The 19,813-nt window shown below is 32.6% G+C and carries 19 protein-coding genes; 8 read left to right on the forward strand and 11 right to left on the reverse strand.

Annotated elements, in window-relative coordinates; translation table 11 throughout:
* The first annotated feature begins 75 nt into the window (after positions 1-75).
* From MK119_RS07450 to MK119_RS07465, 4 genes are all read left to right on the forward strand, one after another.
* Entirely contained in the window at positions 76-4,563 is a 4,488-nt protein-coding gene (locus MK119_RS07450) for a translocation/assembly module TamB (protein WP_290672450.1), read from the forward strand.
* A gap of 341 nt (positions 4,564-4,904) precedes the next feature.
* Entirely contained in the window at positions 4,905-5,891 is a 987-nt protein-coding gene (gene pfkA / locus MK119_RS07455) for a 6-phosphofructokinase (protein ID WP_290672453.1), read from the forward strand.
* A gap of 27 nt (positions 5,892-5,918) precedes the next feature.
* Positions 5,919-6,914, forward strand: coding sequence for a type I glyceraldehyde-3-phosphate dehydrogenase (gap, locus tag MK119_RS07460; protein WP_290672455.1), 996 nt, complete (start codon positions 5,919-5,921; stop codon positions 6,912-6,914).
* 112 nt (positions 6,915-7,026) lie between these two features.
* On the forward strand, positions 7,027-7,899 hold the full coding sequence (locus tag MK119_RS07465; protein ID WP_290672458.1) for an N-acetylglucosamine kinase: 873 nt from the start codon (positions 7,027-7,029) through the stop codon (positions 7,897-7,899).
* 86 nt (positions 7,900-7,985) lie between these two features.
* Here MK119_RS07465 and MK119_RS07470 read toward each other — a convergent pair whose 3' ends face one another.
* On the reverse strand, positions 7,986-9,023 hold the full coding sequence (locus MK119_RS07470) for a GMP reductase (protein ID WP_290672461.1): 1,038 nt from the start codon (positions 9,021-9,023) through the stop codon (positions 7,986-7,988).
* 203 nt (positions 9,024-9,226) lie between these two features.
* On the opposite strand from MK119_RS07470, the gene MK119_RS07475 reads away from it, so the two are divergent.
* Positions 9,227-9,523, forward strand: coding sequence for a hypothetical protein (locus tag MK119_RS07475; RefSeq protein WP_290672464.1), 297 nt, complete (start codon positions 9,227-9,229; stop codon positions 9,521-9,523).
* A 627-nt stretch (positions 9,524-10,150) separates the two neighbouring features.
* On the opposite strand, the gene MK119_RS07480 is transcribed toward MK119_RS07475, so the two are convergent.
* The 8 genes from MK119_RS07480 to MK119_RS07515 form a co-directional block, all read right to left on the reverse strand.
* Positions 10,151-10,297, reverse strand: coding sequence for a hypothetical protein (locus MK119_RS07480; RefSeq protein ID WP_290672467.1), 147 nt, complete (start codon positions 10,295-10,297; stop codon positions 10,151-10,153).
* A 119-nt stretch (positions 10,298-10,416) separates the two neighbouring features.
* Entirely contained in the window at positions 10,417-11,112 is a 696-nt protein-coding gene (locus MK119_RS07485; RefSeq protein WP_290672470.1) for an RluA family pseudouridine synthase, read from the reverse strand.
* Positions 11,113-11,286: 174 nt separating this feature from the next.
* Positions 11,287-12,105, reverse strand: coding sequence for a 3-methyl-2-oxobutanoate hydroxymethyltransferase (panB, locus tag MK119_RS07490; RefSeq protein WP_290672473.1), 819 nt, complete (start codon positions 12,103-12,105; stop codon positions 11,287-11,289).
* Between the two features lie 169 nt (positions 12,106-12,274).
* Positions 12,275-12,781: a hypothetical protein gene (locus MK119_RS07495; RefSeq protein WP_290672476.1), complete on the reverse strand. Its 507-nt coding sequence runs from the start codon at positions 12,779-12,781 to the stop codon at positions 12,275-12,277.
* Between the two features lies 1 nt (position 12,782).
* Entirely contained in the window at positions 12,783-13,073 is a 291-nt protein-coding gene (locus tag MK119_RS07500) for a YciI family protein (RefSeq protein ID WP_290672479.1), read from the reverse strand.
* A 1-nt stretch (position 13,074) separates the two neighbouring features.
* Positions 13,075-13,836 carry a hypothetical protein gene (locus MK119_RS07505; protein WP_290672482.1) on the reverse strand — a complete coding sequence of 254 codons (762 nt, stop codon included), beginning with the start codon at positions 13,834-13,836 and terminating at the stop codon, positions 13,075-13,077.
* A 31-nt stretch (positions 13,837-13,867) separates the two neighbouring features.
* Complete coding sequence (locus tag MK119_RS07510; RefSeq protein WP_290672485.1) at positions 13,868-14,350, reverse strand: GyrI-like domain-containing protein; 483 nt, start codon at positions 14,348-14,350, stop codon at positions 13,868-13,870.
* On the reverse strand, positions 14,350-15,228 hold the full coding sequence (locus tag MK119_RS07515) for a bile acid:sodium symporter family protein (protein WP_290672488.1): 879 nt from the start codon (positions 15,226-15,228) through the stop codon (positions 14,350-14,352). The genes MK119_RS07510 and MK119_RS07515 overlap by 1 nt, the downstream gene beginning before the upstream one ends.
* Before the next feature lie 260 nt (positions 15,229-15,488).
* On the opposite strand from MK119_RS07515, the gene MK119_RS07520 reads away from it, so the two are divergent.
* Entirely contained in the window at positions 15,489-15,659 is a 171-nt protein-coding gene (locus MK119_RS07520; protein WP_290672491.1) for a hypothetical protein, read from the forward strand.
* Positions 15,660-15,771: 112 nt separating this feature from the next.
* On the forward strand, positions 15,772-16,230 hold the full coding sequence (locus MK119_RS07525) for a nuclear transport factor 2 family protein (RefSeq protein WP_290672494.1): 459 nt from the start codon (positions 15,772-15,774) through the stop codon (positions 16,228-16,230).
* Between the two features lie 169 nt (positions 16,231-16,399).
* Here the strand turns inward: MK119_RS07525 and MK119_RS07530 are convergent, their stop codons facing one another.
* Both MK119_RS07530 and MK119_RS07535 read right to left on the reverse strand, forming a co-directional pair.
* On the reverse strand, positions 16,400-17,818 hold the full coding sequence (locus MK119_RS07530) for an L-serine ammonia-lyase (RefSeq protein ID WP_290672496.1): 1,419 nt from the start codon (positions 17,816-17,818) through the stop codon (positions 16,400-16,402).
* Positions 17,819-18,008: 190 nt separating this feature from the next.
* The gene (locus MK119_RS07535; protein ID WP_290672499.1) at positions 18,009-18,890 is read right to left on the reverse strand and encodes a Brp/Blh family beta-carotene 15,15'-dioxygenase; all 882 of its coding nucleotides are present in this window, start codon (positions 18,888-18,890) and stop codon (positions 18,009-18,011) included.
* A 144-nt stretch (positions 18,891-19,034) separates the two neighbouring features.
* Between MK119_RS07535 and MK119_RS07540 the strand changes: the two genes are divergently transcribed.
* Positions 19,035-19,766: a bacteriorhodopsin-like gene (locus MK119_RS07540; RefSeq protein WP_290672502.1), complete on the forward strand. Its 732-nt coding sequence runs from the start codon at positions 19,035-19,037 to the stop codon at positions 19,764-19,766.
* The last annotated feature ends 47 nt before the right edge of the window (positions 19,767-19,813 follow it).

Genomic DNA, 19,813 nt, shown 5'->3' on the forward strand with positions numbered 1-19,813 from the left:
AAAACTATCATTAAAAGAACCTGGAAAATAATCAAACGTGTATTATTAGCAATCATACTGCTATTCCTCTTGTTGTTGATTATTTTTTCGATTCCTGCAGTACAAACTGCAATTGGAAAAAAGGCAACCAATTGGCTAAACGAAAAGTACAATACCAATATCAATATTGAACGTATTGGGTTAAAGTGGAATGGCGATATTTCACTGAAAGATATTTATATTGAAGATTATCTAAAAGATACGTTAATACATATCAATGCCCTAGAAACCTCAATCTTAAGTTTTAATAATGCGTTGAATAATAAACTCGAGTTTGGTACTGTAAATATTGAAGGCTTAACGCTAAATATTAACACTGAAAAAGATTCTATTGATACTACGTTAGATGTTTTTATTGCCAAACTTGACTCAGAACCTTCCGACGGAACGCCTTCCAATTTCCTATTGACGAGTTCAAAGTTGAACCTGAGCAATAGTAAGTTTAGATACAAAGATCAAAATAATCAAACGCCAGATATGCTCGATTTTGAAGAGCTTTCAGGAAATGTTTATGACTTCAAAGTACAAGGTCCAAATGTATCAGGAGATGTTCAAGGTTTAACGTTTTTAGATACACACGGACTACGAGTCAATGAAATGAATACCATATTTCATTATACGTTGACACAAATGCGCTTTGATAATTTGCTCATAAAAACAGACAATTCTCAGTTAAATGGAGAAGTTGTGTTTGATTATGAACGAAAGGATTTTGCAAAGTTCTTAGACAAAGTAAAAATCTCTGCAAAGTTTACAGATTCAGAAATTGATTTCAGCGAACTTAATTATTTCTACGATGAGTTTGGGAATAAAAAAGGCAAGCTTAACACAGAAATAGTTGGTGTTTTAAATGATTTCACTACAAAAAACTTTGACTTTAGATCGCCAAGTACAGTGATAAAAGGTGATGTGCAGTATAAAAACCTATTCAATTCGAGTAGAATGTTTTACATGAAAGGTGAGTTTGACCGCTTTTCATCAAATAACTATCAGTTAACCACATTATTACCCAATATCTTAGGAGTCAATTTGCCAAAAAACTTAAATCGTTTAGGGCAATTCAACATGACAGGAATCACTGAAATTACTGAAAATATTATCAATGCTGATGTCCAGATAAACACAGACATAGGAAAAACGATATTAGATATTAATATTGTTGATGTCGGTGATCGAGAAAATGCTTTCTACAATGGAGGCATTAAGTTTGAAAACTTTAATTTGGGTATATACTTAAATGATCCAGTGTTAGGAACTATTTCATCGGACGCATTTGTAGATGGAAAAGGATTTACTGAGGAAAGTCTTAATACAGAAGTCATTGGAACGGTAAGTTCTATATTTTACAATGATTATATGTATAAAAATCTCAATGTTTCTGGAGTTTTAAAAGATCAGTTATTTGACGGAAGTTTAGTGTCAAAAGATCCAAATGCAGATTTTAACTTTGAAGGATTGGTGAATTTTGCTGGTACTGAAAATGAATTCCGATTTAGAGCTTCTATCAATACTTTAGATCTAAACAAGTTGAATTTTGTAGAGCGAGACAGAATCTCATTGTTAAAAGGTGATATGGTGTTTGATCTTGTTGGAAATACCATTGATGACATGGCAGGCGATATATTCTTTAAGAAAATGTCCTATACCAATCAAAATGCAACTTATGCATTTAAAAACTTTAGCGTACATTCTGAATTTGATAAAGACATCAGAAAGCTCAGTGTAGATTCGCCTGATATAATAACAGGAACACTTACTGGCCGCTTTTATTTTGATGAAGTTTTAGATTTAGTACAAAATTCTGTGGGAAGTATTTATGCTAATTACATACCGATTGAAGTACTTCCAAATCAATACTTAAACTTCAACTTTAAAATTTACAATAAAATTGTAGATTTATTTTTGCCAGGTGTAGAATTGTCCAAAAAAACATCACTTCGTGGAAGTATTAACGGTGACGATAATGAATTCAAACTTACCTTTAAAACACCACAAATCGTAGCTTATAAAAATACAATTGACAATGTGGAAATGATCATTGACAATAAAAATCCTGTATTCAATGCCTTTATAGATATTGCCAATATAAAGACTAAATGGTATGATGCTTCAGAGTTTAGTCTGATTAATAAAACGTTGAATGATACGTTGTTCTTTAAAACAGAATTTAAAGGAGGGAAAGGAGTTGATGATAATTATAATTTAAGTTTCTATCATACGATTGATAATACAAATAAATCGGTTGTAGGACTTAAAAAATCTGATGTTTCATTCCGCGGAAATAAATGGTTCATAAATGAACAAAATGATCGTAAAAACAGATTTATTTTTGACAAAGAATTTGACTCTATCTTCATAGAAAAAATTGTAATGAATCATAATGATGAAAAGATCGATTTGGAAGGACAACTTCTTGGCAAAAACAACAAAAGCATTAAACTTGGATTTCTAAATGTAGGATTAGAAAAAATAACACCATCCATTGATAGTATTCGCTTACGCGGAAAAGTCAATGGGAAACTTGATATCAAACAAATAAATGGCGGTTACATTCCAAAATCAAAACTTGGAATTGCATCTTTGGAAGTCAATGATAAACTATTGGGAGATTTAAATATTGACATCATAGGTGATGAACGTTTGGAACAATTTGGTGTAAATGCTAAACTGGTCAACGAAACGTTGGAGTCTCTCACGGCAGTAGGTTATATAAATGTAGCCAGTAATGTGAATATCATTAATGTAGATACCAAAATTACGAGATTTGATATATCACCATTTAGTGCACTCGGAGAAGACGTCATCACCGACATTCGCGGGTTAATATCAGGTGAAGCCAAAGTCATTGGAAACCTTAGTAATCCGGCCATCAATGGAGAGCTGAGTATGCTTGCAGGTGGATTGTACATTCCATACCTAAATGTAGATTTGGATTTAGCGAACAGTTCTATCATAAAACTATATGATCAAACTTTTGAATTCGATAATGTTACCATTTTAGATACACAAGATTATACCAAAGGTCAACTAAACGGGACTATCAAGCATACCTCTTTTGATAATTGGGAATTAGGATTAAGACTATCCACAGATCGCTTGCTGGTGTTGAATACGGAAGAAGACGAAGATGAAGAAATTTTATATTATGGAACAGGATATTTAAGAGGAGAAGCTTTCTTAACAGGCCCTACGGATCAGTTGGTGATCAAAGTCAATGGAACTACAGAAAAAGGGACATCTTTAAAAATACCAATTAGTGACGTTGCTTCTGTGGGAGATGCTTCTTTTATAAAGTTTGTAACTAAAGAAGATTTTTTTAATCCTAATATTGAAAGAATAAATTCTTTTGATGATTTTATGGGACTCGATCTGGAATTTAATTTAGATGTGACCCCTGATGCAGAGGTTGAAATAGTTGTAGATAAGAAAGCAGGAAGTAGTATCAAAGGAAGAGGATTTGGAAATTTGTTAATGCAAATTAATACCAACGGAAAATTCAATATGTTTGGAGATTTCATTACTGATACAGGAGAATACAACTTTAAATATCGTGGGATCATAAATAAGAAATTCACGCTAAAACCCTTAGGAACCATACGCTGGGAAGGAGATCCATTTAAAGCTCAGTTAAATGTAGAAGCTGTCTATAATTTACAGGCAAATCCTGATGTATTGTTAGATGCACCAACGTATAATAAAAAGATTCCGGTAGAGGTAGGAATCCGATTGACAGGTGATTTAATGAAACCTGATCCGTTATTTAATATTACATTTCCAACTACTCAAGGTGGCGCAAACTCCGAATTGATGGATTTCTTACTCAATGACGATGACAAACGTCGCTTGCAGGCTCTATCATTATTGTCACAAGGAAGGTTTGTAAATAATGTAAATATTAATCAAAATGTGTTAACAGGAAACTTGATAGAAACTGCGACAAGTATTGTAAATGACGCATTTGCTGGCGATGGTGATAACAAACTAAATTTTGCATTAAATTATAGTCAAGCTGATCGTTCGTTGAATTTAGAGACTGCCGATCAATTAGGATTGACCGTTTCGAGTCAAATTAGTGATAAGATTACCTTTAATGGACAGATTGGAGTTCCTGTTGGTGGTGTTACGCAAACTGCCATTGTTGGTGATGCTGAAATCGAAATCTCTTTAAATGAAGATCGTACGCTTACGGCAAAAATCTTCAATAGACAAAATCAAATTCAATATGTAGGCGAAATCGAAGGATTCACACAAGGAATTGGATTATCATACCAAGTAGATTTCGACACCTTAAAAGAATTGGTAGATAAAGTCTTCAAAGGGAAAAAGAAAATGGCTGAGGAAAAGAAGAAAAAAGAAGAAGAGAAAAACCAAGTAGGAGGAGGAGTTGTAACATTCACTACCAAAAAAGAATTTAAAAAAGAAACAAAAAAAGATTCCCAAAAGGAAGATACTAAAAAAGAGAAAGAGACTTCCAAAAAAGCTACTGAGAAATCTAAAAAAGCAGACAATAAAAAAGAAGAATAATTTCACGAGTATTTTCAATAAAACTCTTTCCTGTTTTTTATTAAAAATCTTTTTCAAAAAAACTTCATATTAAACTTTTTTAGGACCAAAAAAGAGCGTCAAATTAACGTTCATTTTTTTGTGAATTTTTAATCTAAAAATCAATTTCAAAAAAATAAAATCCTCTCATTTTCAAACTGGAAAAACTTGAAAATACTAGAAAAAACGTGGCGTAAAACGTTAAAATTCTGAGAACTTATTAACGAAAACGTTTGAAATTTTAAAACCATGTAAAATTCGTGTAAAGCGTACTTTGAAATCAAAATAAGTTTCCTAGCTTTACTATTCAAATCAAAGATTGCATGCAAAATAACATCAAAAAAATAGGCGTAATGACCTCTGGAGGAGATGCTCCGGGAATGAATGCTGCGATTAGAGCTGTAGCAAGAGCTTGTTCATATTATAATGTAAAATGTGTAGGCTATTTTAGAGGTTATCAAGGTATGATTGAAGCCGATAGTACGGAACTAACAGCACGTAGTGTAAAAAACATTGTTAGTGAAGGTGGAACGATTTTAAAATCGGCGCGTTCTATGGAATTCAAAACCAAAGAAGGACGAAAAAAAGCCTACGATAATTTAGTAGAAGAAGGCGTAGAAGCAATGGTATTAATTGGTGGTGATGGTACGTTTACAGGAGGAATGATTTTTAGCAAAGAATACGATATTCCTGTAATTGGTGTGCCAGGTACGATTGATAATGATATTTATGGTACAAAATTCACGATTGGATACGATACCGCATTAAATACAGTTGTAGAAGCGATTGATAAAATTCGAGATACGGCAAGTTCACATAACCGACTTTTCTTTGTAGAAGTTATGGGACGCGATGCTGGATTTATTGCCCTAAACGCAGGAGTTGGAGCAGGAGCAGAAGAAATCTTAATTCCAGAAGAAGATTTAGGTTTAGAACGGTTGCTTGAATCACTACAGCGTAGTCGTAGAAGCGGAAAATCATCAAGTATTGTTGTAGTATCTGAAGGAGATAAAATTGGTAAAAATGTTTTTGAATTGGCAGAATATGTCACTGAAAACTTACCTGATTATGAAGCGCGTGTCTCTGTATTAGGACACATGCAACGTGGAGGAAAACCCACGTGCTTTGACAGAGTATTGGCAAGTAGAATGGGCGTAAAAGCAGTAGAATTGATCTTAGACGGACAATCAAATGTAATGGTTGGAGTCTCAGACAATAAAATGCAAGTAACAAGTATTGAGAAAGCTGTAAAAGGCGAACATAATATTAACAAAGAATTATTGAGAATATCTGATATACTATCAGTATAAATAAAATAGTAAGCAAAAAGAAAACAAATGACAAAATTAGGAATAAACGGATTTGGAAGAATAGGAAGAATAGTGTTTAGGGCAACGTTGAAACGTGACAATGTAGATGTAGTTGCTATTAATGATTTGTTGGATGTAAATCACTTGGCATATTTATTAGAATACGATTCTGTACACGGACGTTTTGATGGAAAAATTGAAGTAAAAGATGGAAATCTTGTGGTAGATGGAAAAACAATTCGTGTAACTGCGGAAAGAGATCCGAAAAACTTAAAGTGGGATGAAGCCGGTGTTGATGTAGTAGCGGAATGTACAGGGATTTTCACAACCTTAGAAACGGCTGATTACCATATTCAAGCAGGAGCTAAAAAAGTTGTAATTTCTGCACCTTCTAAAGATGCGCCAATGTTTGTAATGGGTGTAAATCACGATGAGGTAAAAGCAAGTGATAAAATTGTTTCAAATGCTTCTTGTACAACAAACTGTTTAGCGCCAATTGCAAAAGTTTTAGATGACAACTTCGGAATTGATGAAGCATTAATGACCACAATTCACGCTGCAACCTCAACACAATACACAGTAGATTCTCCATCAAAGAAAAACTACAGATTAGGTCGTTCTGCTTTAAACAATATTATCCCAACAACTACGGGAGCTGCAAAAGCAGTAGGGAAAGTAATTCCTAAATTAAATGGGAAGCTAACAGGAATGGCATTCCGTGTACCAACGGTTGATGTTTCTGTAGTAGATTTAACGGTAAGACTTGAAAAAGAAACGTCTTATGAAGAAATCAAAAATGTATTCAAAGCAGCCTCAGAAGGTGAATTAAATGGAATTTTAGGATATACTGAAGAACCGGTTGTTTCTCAAGATTTCGTTAGTGATGATCGTACAAGTATCTTTGATGCTGGAGCAGGAATAGAATTAAGTTCAAAATTCTACAAGATTGTTTCTTGGTATGACAACGAATTTGGATATTCAAACAAGTTAGTAGATTTAGCATTACACGTAAATAACTCATAGTGAAAAACAACTAAGCAAAATTGACATTTTTGTACTCAATTGTGCTTATTTTGGTTGCATACTTCACGTAAAACATTCCTGAAAAATTGGGAATTTATTTTATATTCACACCATGATTTTATTAGTAGATAGTGGCTCCACAAAATGCGATTGGATTGCAGTGGACAAAGATGGAAATCAATTACTAGACAAGCTTCGAACAAAAGGATTAAATCCTGCGATTTTAGCTGAAAAAAAATTGAAAAAAACCATCAAAAAAAGCAAAGAACTTTCAGCACATCGTCATACGGTTACACATGTTTTCTTTTATGGCGCTGGTTGTGGAACAGAAAATCCACGTTTACTACTAAAAGGAGTTTTAGAAGACTTTTTCCCAAATGCTATAGTGAGTGTGAATGAAGATACGTTGGCAGCTGTATATGCAACAGTGAATCACAAAGCAGAAGCTGCAGTCGTTTGTATACAAGGAACTGGTTCTAATTGTAGTTATTATGATGGAGAAACCTTGCACCAGCGTGTAAATTCTCTGGGATATACCTTAATGGATGACGCCAGTGGAAATTATTATGGAAAGCTTTTAATTCGCGATTATTATTTTAACAAAATGCCACATGTCATTCGTGTAGCTTTTGAAGAAAGGTTCAACCTCGATAGTGATTACATAAAATACAACCTTTACAAGCAGCCAAATCCAAATGCTTACTTAGCAAGCTTTGCCGAATTTATGTTTTTACACAAAGATTCTGAATATATCATAGATTTGATTAAAAATGGATTCAGAGAATTTGCACAAAATATGATTATGCAATACGCAGAAGAGATTAAAACAGTTCCTGTACACTTTGCAGGCTCTATTGCATTTTTCTCAAAGGATGAAATCAAAGAAGTAGCCAAAGAGTTCGGATTTACCGTTGGAAACTTTACCAGAAGACCTATAGAAGGCTTGGTAGCCTTTCATACCAATGCACTAAAAGAAAATTCTTAATACCAGAAGTTTTTATTTGACACGTAAAAATGGAAAGGGAACATTGTAATAATGTTCCCTTTTTTATCTTTAAATAAGAGAGTTTTTTATACATAAATTCTATTTTCTTGCTCTGAAACACGAATAAAAGTAGTGCGCTTGGTTAACTCTTTCAATCGAGAAGCACCAACATATGTACACGTACTGCGAATTCCTCCCAAAATATCATGAACGGTATCAGAAACATGTCCTTTCAATGGAATTTCTACTGTTTTTCCTTCTGAAGCTCTATAATCTGCTACGCCACCAACATATTTTTCCATAGCCGTAGCTGAACTCATTCCATAAAATTGCTTGAATTTTTTACCATTTCGTTCAATCAATTCGCCACCACTTTCATGATGTCCAGAAAGCATTCCACCTAGCATAACAAAATCAGCTCCAGCTCCAAAAGCTTTTGCAATATCACCAGGTGTAGTACAACCACCGTCAGAAATAATATGTCCGCCCAAACCGTGTGCAGCATCAGCACATTCAATAATAGCAGAAAGTTGTGGGTATCCAACTCCTGTTTTTACACGAGTAGTACATACAGAACCTGGACCAATACCAACTTTTACAATATCTGCACCAGAAAGAATCAATTCTTCTACCATTTCGCCTGTAACTACATTTCCTGCAATAATAACCTTATCAGGGAATTGCGAGCGAGCTTGTTTAACAAAATCAACGAAATGTTGCGAATAGCCATTAGCTACGTCAATACAAATAAATTTAAGCTGTGGATGTATGGAAAAAATAGTATGTAGTTTTTCATTATCTTTTTCACCAATTCCTGCACTTACAGCAATATGTGGAATAACCGTATTTGGAGCAGTATTTATGAATGTATTCCATTCCTGAATCGAATAATGTTTATGAAGTACTGTAAATAGTTGTTTAGAAGCCAATACCTTTGCTATTTCAAAGGTTCCTACAGTATCCATGTTGGCAGCCATAACAGGAATGCCTGTCCATTCATAGGAATTGTGTAAAAACTTAAAAGTTCGTTCCAGAGAAACCTGCGAACGACTTTTTAATGTTGAACGTTTTGGACGAATCATAACATCTTTAAAGCCTAGCTTTAATCCACTTTCAATACGCATAATTTTAGGTAATTGGTTATAACTAAAAGTAGAAATTTATCTTAACATAACATGCTTCCAATCAGATGATTTTTTATACAGGTTATTAACAGTTTTAGAATAGTTTGTTTTTTCTATTTTTATATAAACTATTCCTAAAACGTACCATATTGAAACTTTCAAGAAAAGATTATAATACATGTAGACTTTATGTCTTTTTAATCGTGAGCATACTTGTAAAAACGACTGTGTTAGCCCAAGATAAAATAGAAATTACATGGGAAATTCCTGAAGAAATACAAGTAACTACTATTGAAGAAACTGTTCGAAGTTTTGATAGTATTATTCTTCAAACAAAAAATCATACCAAAAAAGCTAGTATCCTGCAACAAAGAGCACAAGTGTTGTTACAAGAACATCGTATCAAAGAAGCCAAAAAAATATATGAGTTAGCAATTCAAACAGCTAGTAAAAAAGCTTCTGATACGAGAATTAAAATCCTAGCAGGATTGGGGAAATAGTCGATTTAGAAATAATCAAGACAAAGCACTGTCTTACTTTTCAGAAGTTGACTAAAAAAGCAAAAGAATTAACGTCAATTGATAGATTGTTGTGGATTTTATATTGCAAAGGTGAAAACTCTATTAAACCATTTCTATTTTCTATAACAGAGCAAAAACATAATTATTAATAACTAGTATGGAAAGGCGAAAAAGACTACAGAGAAGTCAAAAAAACTGAAAGACATACAGGAAAGTCAAAACCAATTGGATCAATATTAATGTGCATCTAAAGATCATTTTGATGAGATGCATATTAACTTCTTTTTAATTATCGTAAACTACTTATTTTCTTTAGTAAGATTCACGACAATTTAGTAAAATAAAAATGATTTGATAACCAAAGAAATTGTTAGGACAATTAATACCATCATTTCCAATGATCAAATGACAGATCACCATTTTGAATTAAAATTACAACTCAGGGTTACAGTGATTTTGACTTGAGAACTCAGTAATGAGTGTAGCTGAGTGCTTCTTTAAAAGTTTTTATACGCTATTGAAGCAGGAATCTAAATAGGAATCAAGTAAAATTTAGAAATAAAGCTGTTTAAATCAATGAACTGACTTAGACAGCTTTTTTTATGATTACTTTGGACAAGGACCTTCATTTAATAAAATCCAACACCAAGAACCAGTACATCTTTGCGTTCCAGCTCCAACTACCTTTTTTTGTTCAAAATTTGAAATTGACTTTTTGTTAAGCTTCAAGTTTTTAATACTTCTTTTTTTCATGATTTTGGTATTTTGTGGTTAATAAAAAGTAAGATTTACAAGCGAAACTTTATTCAGGTTAGGTGAATACGTAATTGCTTTATAGTTAAATAGTTGATTGAGGTATTGAGTGAAATATTTTATTGCAGGCAAGCATTCCAAACAGGATCGTTAGGAAGTGGAGCAATAATTTCCAAAGGTTCTTTCTTTACAGGATGCGTAAAGACTAATTTTCTTGCGTGCAAATGAATACTCGCATCTTTATTACTACGATCAAAGCCATACTTTAAATCGCCTTTTATCTTACAGCCAATCGCAGAAAGTTGTGCTCTAATTTGATGATGTCTTCCAGTATGTAATGCAATTTCAAGTAACACATAACGATCTAATGTTTTCTTGACAGCATAGTCTAAAATAGCTTTCTTACTTCCTACAATCTCTTTCGTAAAAGCTGTTGATTTATTATTCTTAGGATTTTTTCGAAGCCAATGTGTTAAGGTGTCACTTTGTTTTGGCGGATGATTTTTAACTACTGCCCAATAGGTTTTCTTCGCTTTTTTTTCTGCAAAAAGTGCATTCAGTCTAGGTAATGCTTTGGAAGTTCTCGCAAAAACAACAATTCCGGTTGTTGGTCTGTCTAAGCGGTGTACAACACCCAAAAACACATTTCCAGGTTTATTATACTTCTCAGCAATGTATTCTTTTACAACGTCACTGAGTGGTTTATCGCCAGTTTTATCACCTTGTACAATATCTCCAGCACGCTTATTGACAATAATGATATGATTGTCCTCGTATAGTACGTGGAGATTATTTTTATTGGATAAAACTTTCAATGTATTTGCTGCTTTTTAAATATATAATTATTTGTGAATTAAAATCTGTGGTATTAAATTGTTACTCGATACAATTTTCTATAAATCTCGACTGCGCTCGATATGATAGAAAATCACTCGAAATGATGTTTTGTTATGATAAAGTAATGATATATATAACTCACAACTCACAACTTAGTATTGCTCCTTATCATTCGGAAAATCTACAGACTTTACATCGGCAGCATATTGTTCAAATGCGTTGGTCATTTCTTCATACATATTCAAATAGCGACGTAAAAATCGTGGGTTAAACTCATGTGTCATTCCTAACATATCATGCGTAACCAAAACTTGTCCATCAACCCCGTTCCCTGCACCAATTCCAATTACAGGAATCGTTAAGCTTTGGGCAACTTCTTTTGCCAATTTTGCAGGAACTTTTTCCAAAACAATAGCAAAACAACCTGCCTTTTCTAGCATTTTTGCATCTTCTTTCAATTTCTCAGCTTCCGCTTCTTCCTTGGCGCGAACAGTATACGTTCCAAATTTATAAATTGATTGAGGTGTCAATCCTAGATGTCCCATCACAGGAATTCCAGCATTCAAAATACGTTTAACAGATTCTTTGATTTCCTTTCCACCTTCTACCTTTACAGCATGTCCACCAGATTCTTTCATAATTCGAATCGCAGAACGCAAGGCTTCTTTGGGATCAGATTGGTAACTTCCAAAAGGAATATCAACCACAACCAAGGCTCTTTTTACGGCTCTAATTACAGAAGATGCATGATATATCATTTGATCCAAAGTAATAGGCAATGTAGTTTCATGTCCTGCCATTACATTACTAGCGGAATCACCTACAAGAATGACATCAATTCCGGCGCCATCTACAATCTTTGCCATGGTATAATCGTAAGCGGTCAACATGGAAATCTTTTCTCCATTGCTTTTCATCTCTACCACTGACTTTGTGGTCACTCTTTTGTACTGTTTCTTTGCGACTGACATATTATAATATTTTGTAAGACTGTAAAAATAATAATAAAAAGCAAGCAGAAAGCGAGTGCACTGTTTTTTATATGTTTCTTAGATAGAATCTTGTAAATAGACGATAAAATTATATTCATCTAAGTGATTTCTACTTGTTTTATAAACAGTTGTTTATGGTCTGAAATAACTATTTTTTTAGGAAAAAATCATTTATTTTAGAAAAGTCTTTTGTATAGATCATGTCTTTAACTTTATTTCCTTTTGCATCTATAATAACAAAGTATGGTTGTGCATTTGTCTTAAATTTTTCTACTTGCCATTTGTAATATTTTTGACCTACCGTTCTTTGTGTAATTTCATTGGTAACTAATTCATTTTTAGATAGTTTTTCTTTATTGTCAAGATGTAATGGCACAAATATGAAGTCACTTTTAAGCCGTTTAATTATAGCTTTATTTTGTCGTATATAATCTTCCATTCTTGAAGTACTTCTTGCAGAGTAAGCAGTGAAAAATAGCAATAGTGGTTTTTTTTCTTCAGCTGCCTGTGCTAACAAGTCGTCAAAATATACATTGCCTACTGGTTCAAAAATATTTCTATCGTTTGACAATCTGTTTTTATGTTGAGTCTTAGTAAAGCATCCAATAATTAACAGCATCGTGAAACAGGGTATAACTTTTTTTAAATATCTCATTTTACGATTCTTTCAAAAATGACCACTCTTCACAGGTTTTACTTGGAATAAATTCGGTAATCTTGTAGTCCGCTAAATCGTGGATTTTAAACGGATCTTTTTCTAGAATTGTAGCAAGCTGTAGTTTGTCTGTAATTTTTGATAAAATAATACCACCAGTTCTTGGAACTTTTCTTCCAGAAGCATGAAAATTGCCCAATTCGTATTGTAAATTCAAATAGGCAATATGATCTTCTAAATGTAGATCTACAATTTCTAGAGGAACTTTATAGGTTAAAGATATAATGTACATATTATGCGTTTTTTAATAAGTTTGCACACCAAATAGTTTCTTTATGACAAATATGATCTATTTTTTGTTCAAACGTAATTTGATCTATTCTAGTAATTCGATATTCAAATTGTAATTGAATTGATTGCATCAAAGCCATATGCGCTTGTTTGGCAATGGTTTTTATATCAGTATATATTTTTCCATGTTGTAATTGTTCACAAATTACTTGAAATTTATAATATACATGCGTATTTGCATCAGTTGTAACCAAGTCAACACCTTTGAGTTCTAATGTTGTTACGGGCGACAAATTCCCTTGATTTATGGAAGATTCAATAATTGCTTTTCCATTTCTTAAAATATATCTAAGTTCGTTTGGCCAGCAAGGTTCTGGATTATACCAAAGTAAGCCTCTATCTAAAACAGCATAAATAAAGTGTAATAATTTATCATTAGTACTACGCTCAATTAAAATGTCTAAATCTTGATGATTTTCTTCTTTAGAATAACAAAAATTATGGATGAGTTGAAGCTGTATCGGATTTATATTTTCACCAGTAAGTAGTTCGCTATGAGCTTCAGAAAATTCATGAATAGATTCATACGATACACAAAAATAAAATAATTGTCGAATATCATTTCTTACAGCCCAAGGTCGTATTTTATTTATTTCGATCATAGGAGAGCTAATCCAACTATAACGCTTTGCTAAGGTTTCTTTTTGAATATCTAGAAATTGCCAATTTTCTACAGTATATTTTTGTAATAATTCACCGATCATATTGTTCTAAAAAATATTAAAAGTGGCTATTTTACTTTTTAATCGGAATCCAAACTTCTTCTTCAGAATCTTCACTAGCGGGTTTATATTTATCGCCTAAAACTTCAAAATGCGGCCTGTTATCTAGTGCATATTCTGAATTTGGTAACCATTGACTAAAAATATAAGTTGCCATTTTTGCAAAATGCTGAGGCAATCCTTTGTAAATAAAAACGGCGTACAATCCAGCTTCGATAGTTAAGGTTTCCATATCTTCTGGAATTGTATCAAAACTAGAAACTTCAGTCATGGCGTACTTTGTGAATGCTGTTTGCGGATTGAAATTTCTAAAATATGAAATGTCATCATATACTTGAATTGAATACAAATCGGTTCCAATTGTATTCTTGACACTTTTTCTATGCTGCATAAAACTTTTCCAAAGTACTGGAGTTGTATTTTGAACTAAAGACATGCGAGCAGACTTCCCAATGAGTTTTTTCTGTGGAAGTGTTTGTATTGTCGGTTGTTTCATTATTGATCAATAGAATTATTTCTTCGACTACCAAAATACCACATTAAGATACTTCCTGTAATAAACATCCAAATAGAATACGCTACAATTGGAATTGCCATATCTAAATTGTTTAAAACTGTAGTCGCAATAACAATTGCAAGTGTCCCGTTTTGAATACCACTTTCCACGGTAATAGTAATGGAATCCTTTAAATTTAATTTAAATAAACGAGCAGTCAAATATCCAAGTGCCATCGTTGCTACATTTAGTAACAAGGTAACCAAACCAACTTGTTTCATTGCATCACCTAAAAACTTCCATTTAGCAACTACAATTGCAGCAAATATAAAGACAAAAATTACACTTGAAGCTGTTCGCATAGGATTTTCCATTCGTGTGGCGAATGCAGGCTTTTTACGACGCACAAACATTCCGATGGAAATTGGAATCACAATAATGACAAGTACTTGAAGTATAATATCAAAAACAGGTAACTCTTTTATAACATTTGAATCAGCACCAAAATAGTCAAGTGCATACGATAAAATCATTGGAATTGTTAAGATAGTAGCAAAACTGACAATAGCTGTCAAAGTTACAGATAGCGCAATATTTCCTCTACAAATTTGAGTGATTAAGTTACTAGTTGGTCCACCAGGCGCTGCGGCTAAAATCATCAATCCAATGGCCATCGTGGCATCCAATCCAAAGGCTATAGCTAAAGAAAATCCAATAATTGGTAAAAATACAAGCTGATTCATAATGCCGATAAATGCAGCTTTTGGATATTTTGTAATTCGTGTAAAATCTTTTGGAACTAAGGTCATTCCCATCCCAAACATAATAATGGCAAGCGATAAAGGAAGTAATACTTTGGTTAAAATGGTAACTATCATTGGTTGATTATTTTGAAAAACAATGTAGTAATAAAAAAGCTATTTGATTATAATAATATATTTTTTATTCATTAACATCTAATATAATAAGGAAAGAAGGATGGTAGTACATATTTGTATAATCCCAAGTAACAAGCATCTGTGTAAAAGTACCTACGACGAAAAAGAACAATCGAAACTTAAAAATATTTAGTTTTACTTTCAAATAATATTGGTTTGCTACTTCGAGTAAGATTCCGGTACAATATAAAATATTACTAATGATTCCCCATAAAATTACTCCAATAGCGTCTTCTACTCCAAAACGATGCGGAATAAAAGCAAGGATGGCAATAACTCCAGTAATTCCTACAAAAAAATTAAAAGCAATTCGTTTCTTTTCCCACCAAGAAATGGTGTTTTTAAGTATGATAGTATCAATTCGGGCATAAACTTTAAGGAAGTAAAGCTAGCTAAATTGTTTACAGTAATAATATTTTAAAATCTTAAAACTATTATAAATTTTAATTTTTTTAAGTTATTTTTTTGCAAAATCAACCAATTATGAAACGATATTTACTTTTAATAATCTTTGTCATAAGTGTTAGTGTAAATGCACAAACTGATGATGAAAAAGCAGCAAAACAAGCTGTCATCCAATTTTTTGAAGGCTTCCATGAAAAAGATTCTGTACTGATGCAACAAGTAGTCCATAAAGATATTATTCTACAAACTACATTTACGACCAAAGATGGCAAAGCAGTACTTAAAAATGGCAATGCAAACAATTTTATAAAAGCAGTTGTGAATAGAAGAGATAGTCCAACTTGGGACGAACGTATACAATCTTATAATGTACAAGTAGATGGAACCATGGCAAATGTATGGACACCTTATGAGTTTTGGCTTGATGGTAAGTTTCTACACTGTGGCGTGAATTCATTTCAATTATTTAAAGACAACGGACAATGGAAAATTATTTATTTAATTGATACGCGACGTAAAAAAAGTTGTCAAGAATAGTTAAAAATCGAACTTTTTGATGGAGGTTTGAAGGTAGCTTGTTTTTAGTGTTTTAAGAATAAATACAACATAAATGCTATTACTAAAGAAACAGATTGCCACTTCGCTATGCTTCTCGAAAAGACGTATCTAATATATCTAAAAGTCTAAAAACAAAGCAAGTCTTAAACTAACAGTCTGCTAAATTCACACCGATGGCCAATCCACCTTCGGACGTTTCTTTATACTTGGAATTCATATCTTTTGCAGTTTCCCACATGGTATTTACTACTTTATCCAGCGGAACTTTCACATCTTCTGGATTGGTTTCCATCGCTAATTCTGCAGCGTTAATTGCTTTGATAGCGCCCATGGAATTTCTTTCTATACACGGAACTTGTACCAAACCACCAATTGGATCGCAAGTCAGTCCCAAATGATGTTCCATGGCAATTTCAGCAGCAACCATTATTTGCTCTGGTGAACCTCCGTACAACTCTGTCAAAGCTCCAGCAGCCATGGCAGAAGAAACACCAATTTCAGCTTGGCAACCACCCATAGCAGCAGAAATAGTGGCACCTTTTTTGAAAATACTGCCAATTTCTCCAGCAACTAGTAAAAAACGTTTGATATGACTAAAATCTGCTTTATGATTTTCAATAACCATATAATACATTAAAACAGCTGGAATAACTCCAGCACTTCCATTGGTTGGAGCAGTAACAACACGACCTAAAGAAGCATTTACTTCATTTACCGCAAGCGCAAAACAACTTACCCATTTAAAAATTTGACGAAACCTTACTTTAGTCTTTCGAATTGTTTGCAACCATTCTTCAGGAGTAGAATATGGTAAATCCCCTTTCAACTTTTGATGAATATCATAGGCTCTGCGTTTCACATTTAATCCTCCAGGTAAAACACCAGTGGTATGACAGCCTGTATACATACATTCTAACATTGTTTTCCAAACGCGTTTTAGCTCAGCATCAATTTCTTCTGGAAAACGTAATAAAGTTTCATTCAAAAGGACAATCTCAGAGATTTTTTTCTGTTCCTTTTCGCAAAACTCAAGTAAATCCGTTGCTTTATCAATAGGAAATGGAAAAATACGAATAGGATGATCGGTATCATCATGTGTTTCATGCTCTTTAACTACAAATCCGCCGCCAATAGAATAAAAGGTAGAAGAATGAATTTTATGATTGACTATGGCGTGAAATGTAACGCCATTTGGATGAAACGGTAAAAAATTAGAATTGAATATAATATCTTTACTTGGCGTAAAAGGAATCTCTTTTTCTTGATTGAAAGCTAAACTATTTTCTTTGTTAATAGTTTCTACAATCGTCGGAATATCTTCAGTAGGAACAGTTTCAGGATCGGCACCATATAAACCCAATAAAACAGCTAAATCAGTAGCATGTCCTTTTCCCGTTAAGGATAAAGAACCGAATAAACTTACTTTAATAGAAGTAACATCATCAAAAAGGTTTGCAGCTTTTAGTTCTTTAATCCAGCTTTCAGCAGCTCTCCAAGGTCCTAAAGTATGGGAACTAGAAGGACCTACGCCAATTTTAAGCATATCAAAAACGCTGATATATTCCATAATAAGTTAGTTGTTTGTGGCAGTAAATATAATTGTATTGTTTGAAAATTAAATAAGATTTGAATTTTTTTCAAAGGTTTTCGTAAAATAACTTTTAGTGATACATTTTCAGAGGATTAACTAGATGTTCTCTATTTGTTTTTGATCACTCTAAACATTAGGAGTTTTAAAAATGAGAAGTTTGTACGGTTTATTCTTTCATACGTTTCATTACCCAAGTATGAGGAGCAGTAACAGCAAATAAGATTAAGAATAAAACCGTGTTAAAAAATTTGGTATCTAGTGCATAATAAGAGACAACCAATCCAACAATACTTAATATCCAATAAAAAAAAGCAGTTTGGAAGTATTTCGTGATGGAACGTTTGTCATTTGCGCCAAATAAATAATGTATTTGATCCGCTATGGAAGGAATACTATGCCAAAACACAAAATACACTGCAAATCCAAAAATTAAAGATCCTGTTTTAAATACTAAAAATAAAACTAGTAAATATAATACCTCTTTAAAGTAATTAAGAGCTAAGGTAATGTCCTTAAAATAAGAATATACAGGAAGTAAAAGTAAAACTGAAGATGAAACAATTAGGGTATATTTTACAAGTGTTAAATTAATTTCCACTGAAGTTAAGTTGGAAAGAATATTATTTACATCAGAAATATTTTCATGAAAAAGCAAAGAAAATATAAAGAGTCCGTATATGATGTATACCCATCTTTTTAGTTTACCAAGAGGAATTAATTTTTTCTCTAAATGCTGTTCTCCAAAATGATAAGCGCTCAGCAAAATAAAAATTAGCATAGCAGTAAAAGGAAAAATCCAATATATAACCATACAAAAAAGAATAATTAAAAGGTATGTAAAAAGCGACTTACCAAAGCGCTTCTTTTCGATTTTCTTTTTTTGTAATATAGTTAAGTCGTTGGCTCCATGGATAATTCCTAAACTCAATACAAAAACATAAGCAATAGTATCCTCTATTACTTCTCCAAATTGAATACTTATCCAGAATAAGAAAAATGTTATAATTATCATAAAATCTTGATAATCTGACTTCAAAAGGTGTTTCATAGTGTCAAATTTACAATATTTTTCATTTTGTGTAAAATATTTTTAAATGAGTTAAACAAAATTTTAGTATTTTTGTTTAAACATTCACTTTAAATAATAAACATAAACTTAAAAAATCATTTATTAATTAATCTATCTATAATTATGAATTATCTATTAAACTTACCTTTTGTTGCTAAAATGGCACCAAATGATTACGTAGGATTTACGTTTTTTGTAGGATGTATGGCTATGATGGCTGCATCAGTATTTTTCTTTTTATCAATGAATAATTTTGATAAAAAATGGCGAACATCGATTCTTGTATCGGGCCTCATTACTTTCATAGCTGCTGTTCATTATTGGTACATGCGTGATTATTGGGCTGATACAGGATCATCTCCGACATTTTTCCGTTATGTAGACTGGATTTTGACAGTACCGTTAATGTGTGTTGAATTCTACTTGATTCTAAAAGTAGCTGGAGCAAAAAAATCATTAATGTGGAAGTTGATTCTATTATCAACAGTAATGTTAGTAACTGGATACCTTGGAGAAGCAGTATTCAGAGATCAGGCTCAAATTTGGGGTCTTATTTCAGGGATCGCATATTTTGTAATCGTTTATGAAATTTGGCTTGGAAGTGCAAAGAAATTGGCAGTTGAAGCTGGTGGATACATTCTGAAAGCACATAAAACATTGTGTTGGTTTGTATTAGTTGGATGGGCAATTTATCCAATAGGATACATGGCTGGAACACCAGGATGGTATGATGGAATTTTTGGTGAGTTATCATTAGACGTAGTATACAACATAGGTGATGCGATTAACAAAATCGGTTTTGGTTTAGTAATATATAGTTTAGCAGTAAGTATGACAGCTAAAGAAAAAGCTTAAAAACTACTCTTACATATTTTTTAACACATGGAATCTTGGATCTTTTA

It is taken from the genome of Kordia sp., from assembly GCF_022447245.1.
In the GTDB taxonomy this organism is placed as follows: domain Bacteria; phylum Bacteroidota; class Bacteroidia; order Flavobacteriales; family Flavobacteriaceae; genus Kordia.

Excerpts from the sequence above, each read along its gene's own strand:
- pfkA (WP_290672453.1), top strand. The coding sequence starts at position 4,905 with ATGCAAAATAACATCAAAAAAATAGGCGTAATGACCTCTGGAGGAGAT.
- gap (WP_290672455.1), top strand. The coding sequence starts at position 5,919 with ATGACAAAATTAGGAATAAACGGATTTGGAAGAATAGGAAGAATAGTG.
- MK119_RS07465 (WP_290672458.1), top strand. The coding sequence starts at position 7,027 with ATGATTTTATTAGTAGATAGTGGCTCCACAAAATGCGATTGGATTGCA.
- MK119_RS07470 (WP_290672461.1), bottom strand. The coding sequence starts at position 9,023 with ATGCGTATTGAAAGTGGATTAAAGCTAGGCTTTAAAGATGTTATGATT.
- MK119_RS07480 (WP_290672467.1), bottom strand. The coding sequence starts at position 10,297 with ATGAAAAAAAGAAGTATTAAAAACTTGAAGCTTAACAAAAAGTCAATT.
- panB (WP_290672473.1), bottom strand. The coding sequence starts at position 12,105 with ATGTCAGTCGCAAAGAAACAGTACAAAAGAGTGACCACAAAGTCAGTG.
- MK119_RS07495 (WP_290672476.1), bottom strand. The coding sequence starts at position 12,781 with ATGAGATATTTAAAAAAAGTTATACCCTGTTTCACGATGCTGTTAATT.
- MK119_RS07500 (WP_290672479.1), bottom strand. The coding sequence starts at position 13,073 with ATGTACATTATATCTTTAACCTATAAAGTTCCTCTAGAAATTGTAGAT.
- MK119_RS07505 (WP_290672482.1), bottom strand. The coding sequence starts at position 13,836 with ATGATCGGTGAATTATTACAAAAATATACTGTAGAAAATTGGCAATTT.
- MK119_RS07510 (WP_290672485.1), bottom strand. The coding sequence starts at position 14,350 with ATGAAACAACCGACAATACAAACACTTCCACAGAAAAAACTCATTGGG.
- MK119_RS07515 (WP_290672488.1), bottom strand. The coding sequence starts at position 15,228 with ATGATAGTTACCATTTTAACCAAAGTATTACTTCCTTTATCGCTTGCC.
- MK119_RS07520 (WP_290672491.1), top strand. The coding sequence starts at position 15,489 with ATGATTCCCCATAAAATTACTCCAATAGCGTCTTCTACTCCAAAACGA.
- MK119_RS07525 (WP_290672494.1), top strand. The coding sequence starts at position 15,772 with ATGAAACGATATTTACTTTTAATAATCTTTGTCATAAGTGTTAGTGTA.
- MK119_RS07530 (WP_290672496.1), bottom strand. The coding sequence starts at position 17,818 with ATGGAATATATCAGCGTTTTTGATATGCTTAAAATTGGCGTAGGTCCT.
- MK119_RS07535 (WP_290672499.1), bottom strand. The coding sequence starts at position 18,890 with ATGAAACACCTTTTGAAGTCAGATTATCAAGATTTTATGATAATTATA.
- MK119_RS07540 (WP_290672502.1), top strand. The coding sequence starts at position 19,035 with ATGAATTATCTATTAAACTTACCTTTTGTTGCTAAAATGGCACCAAAT.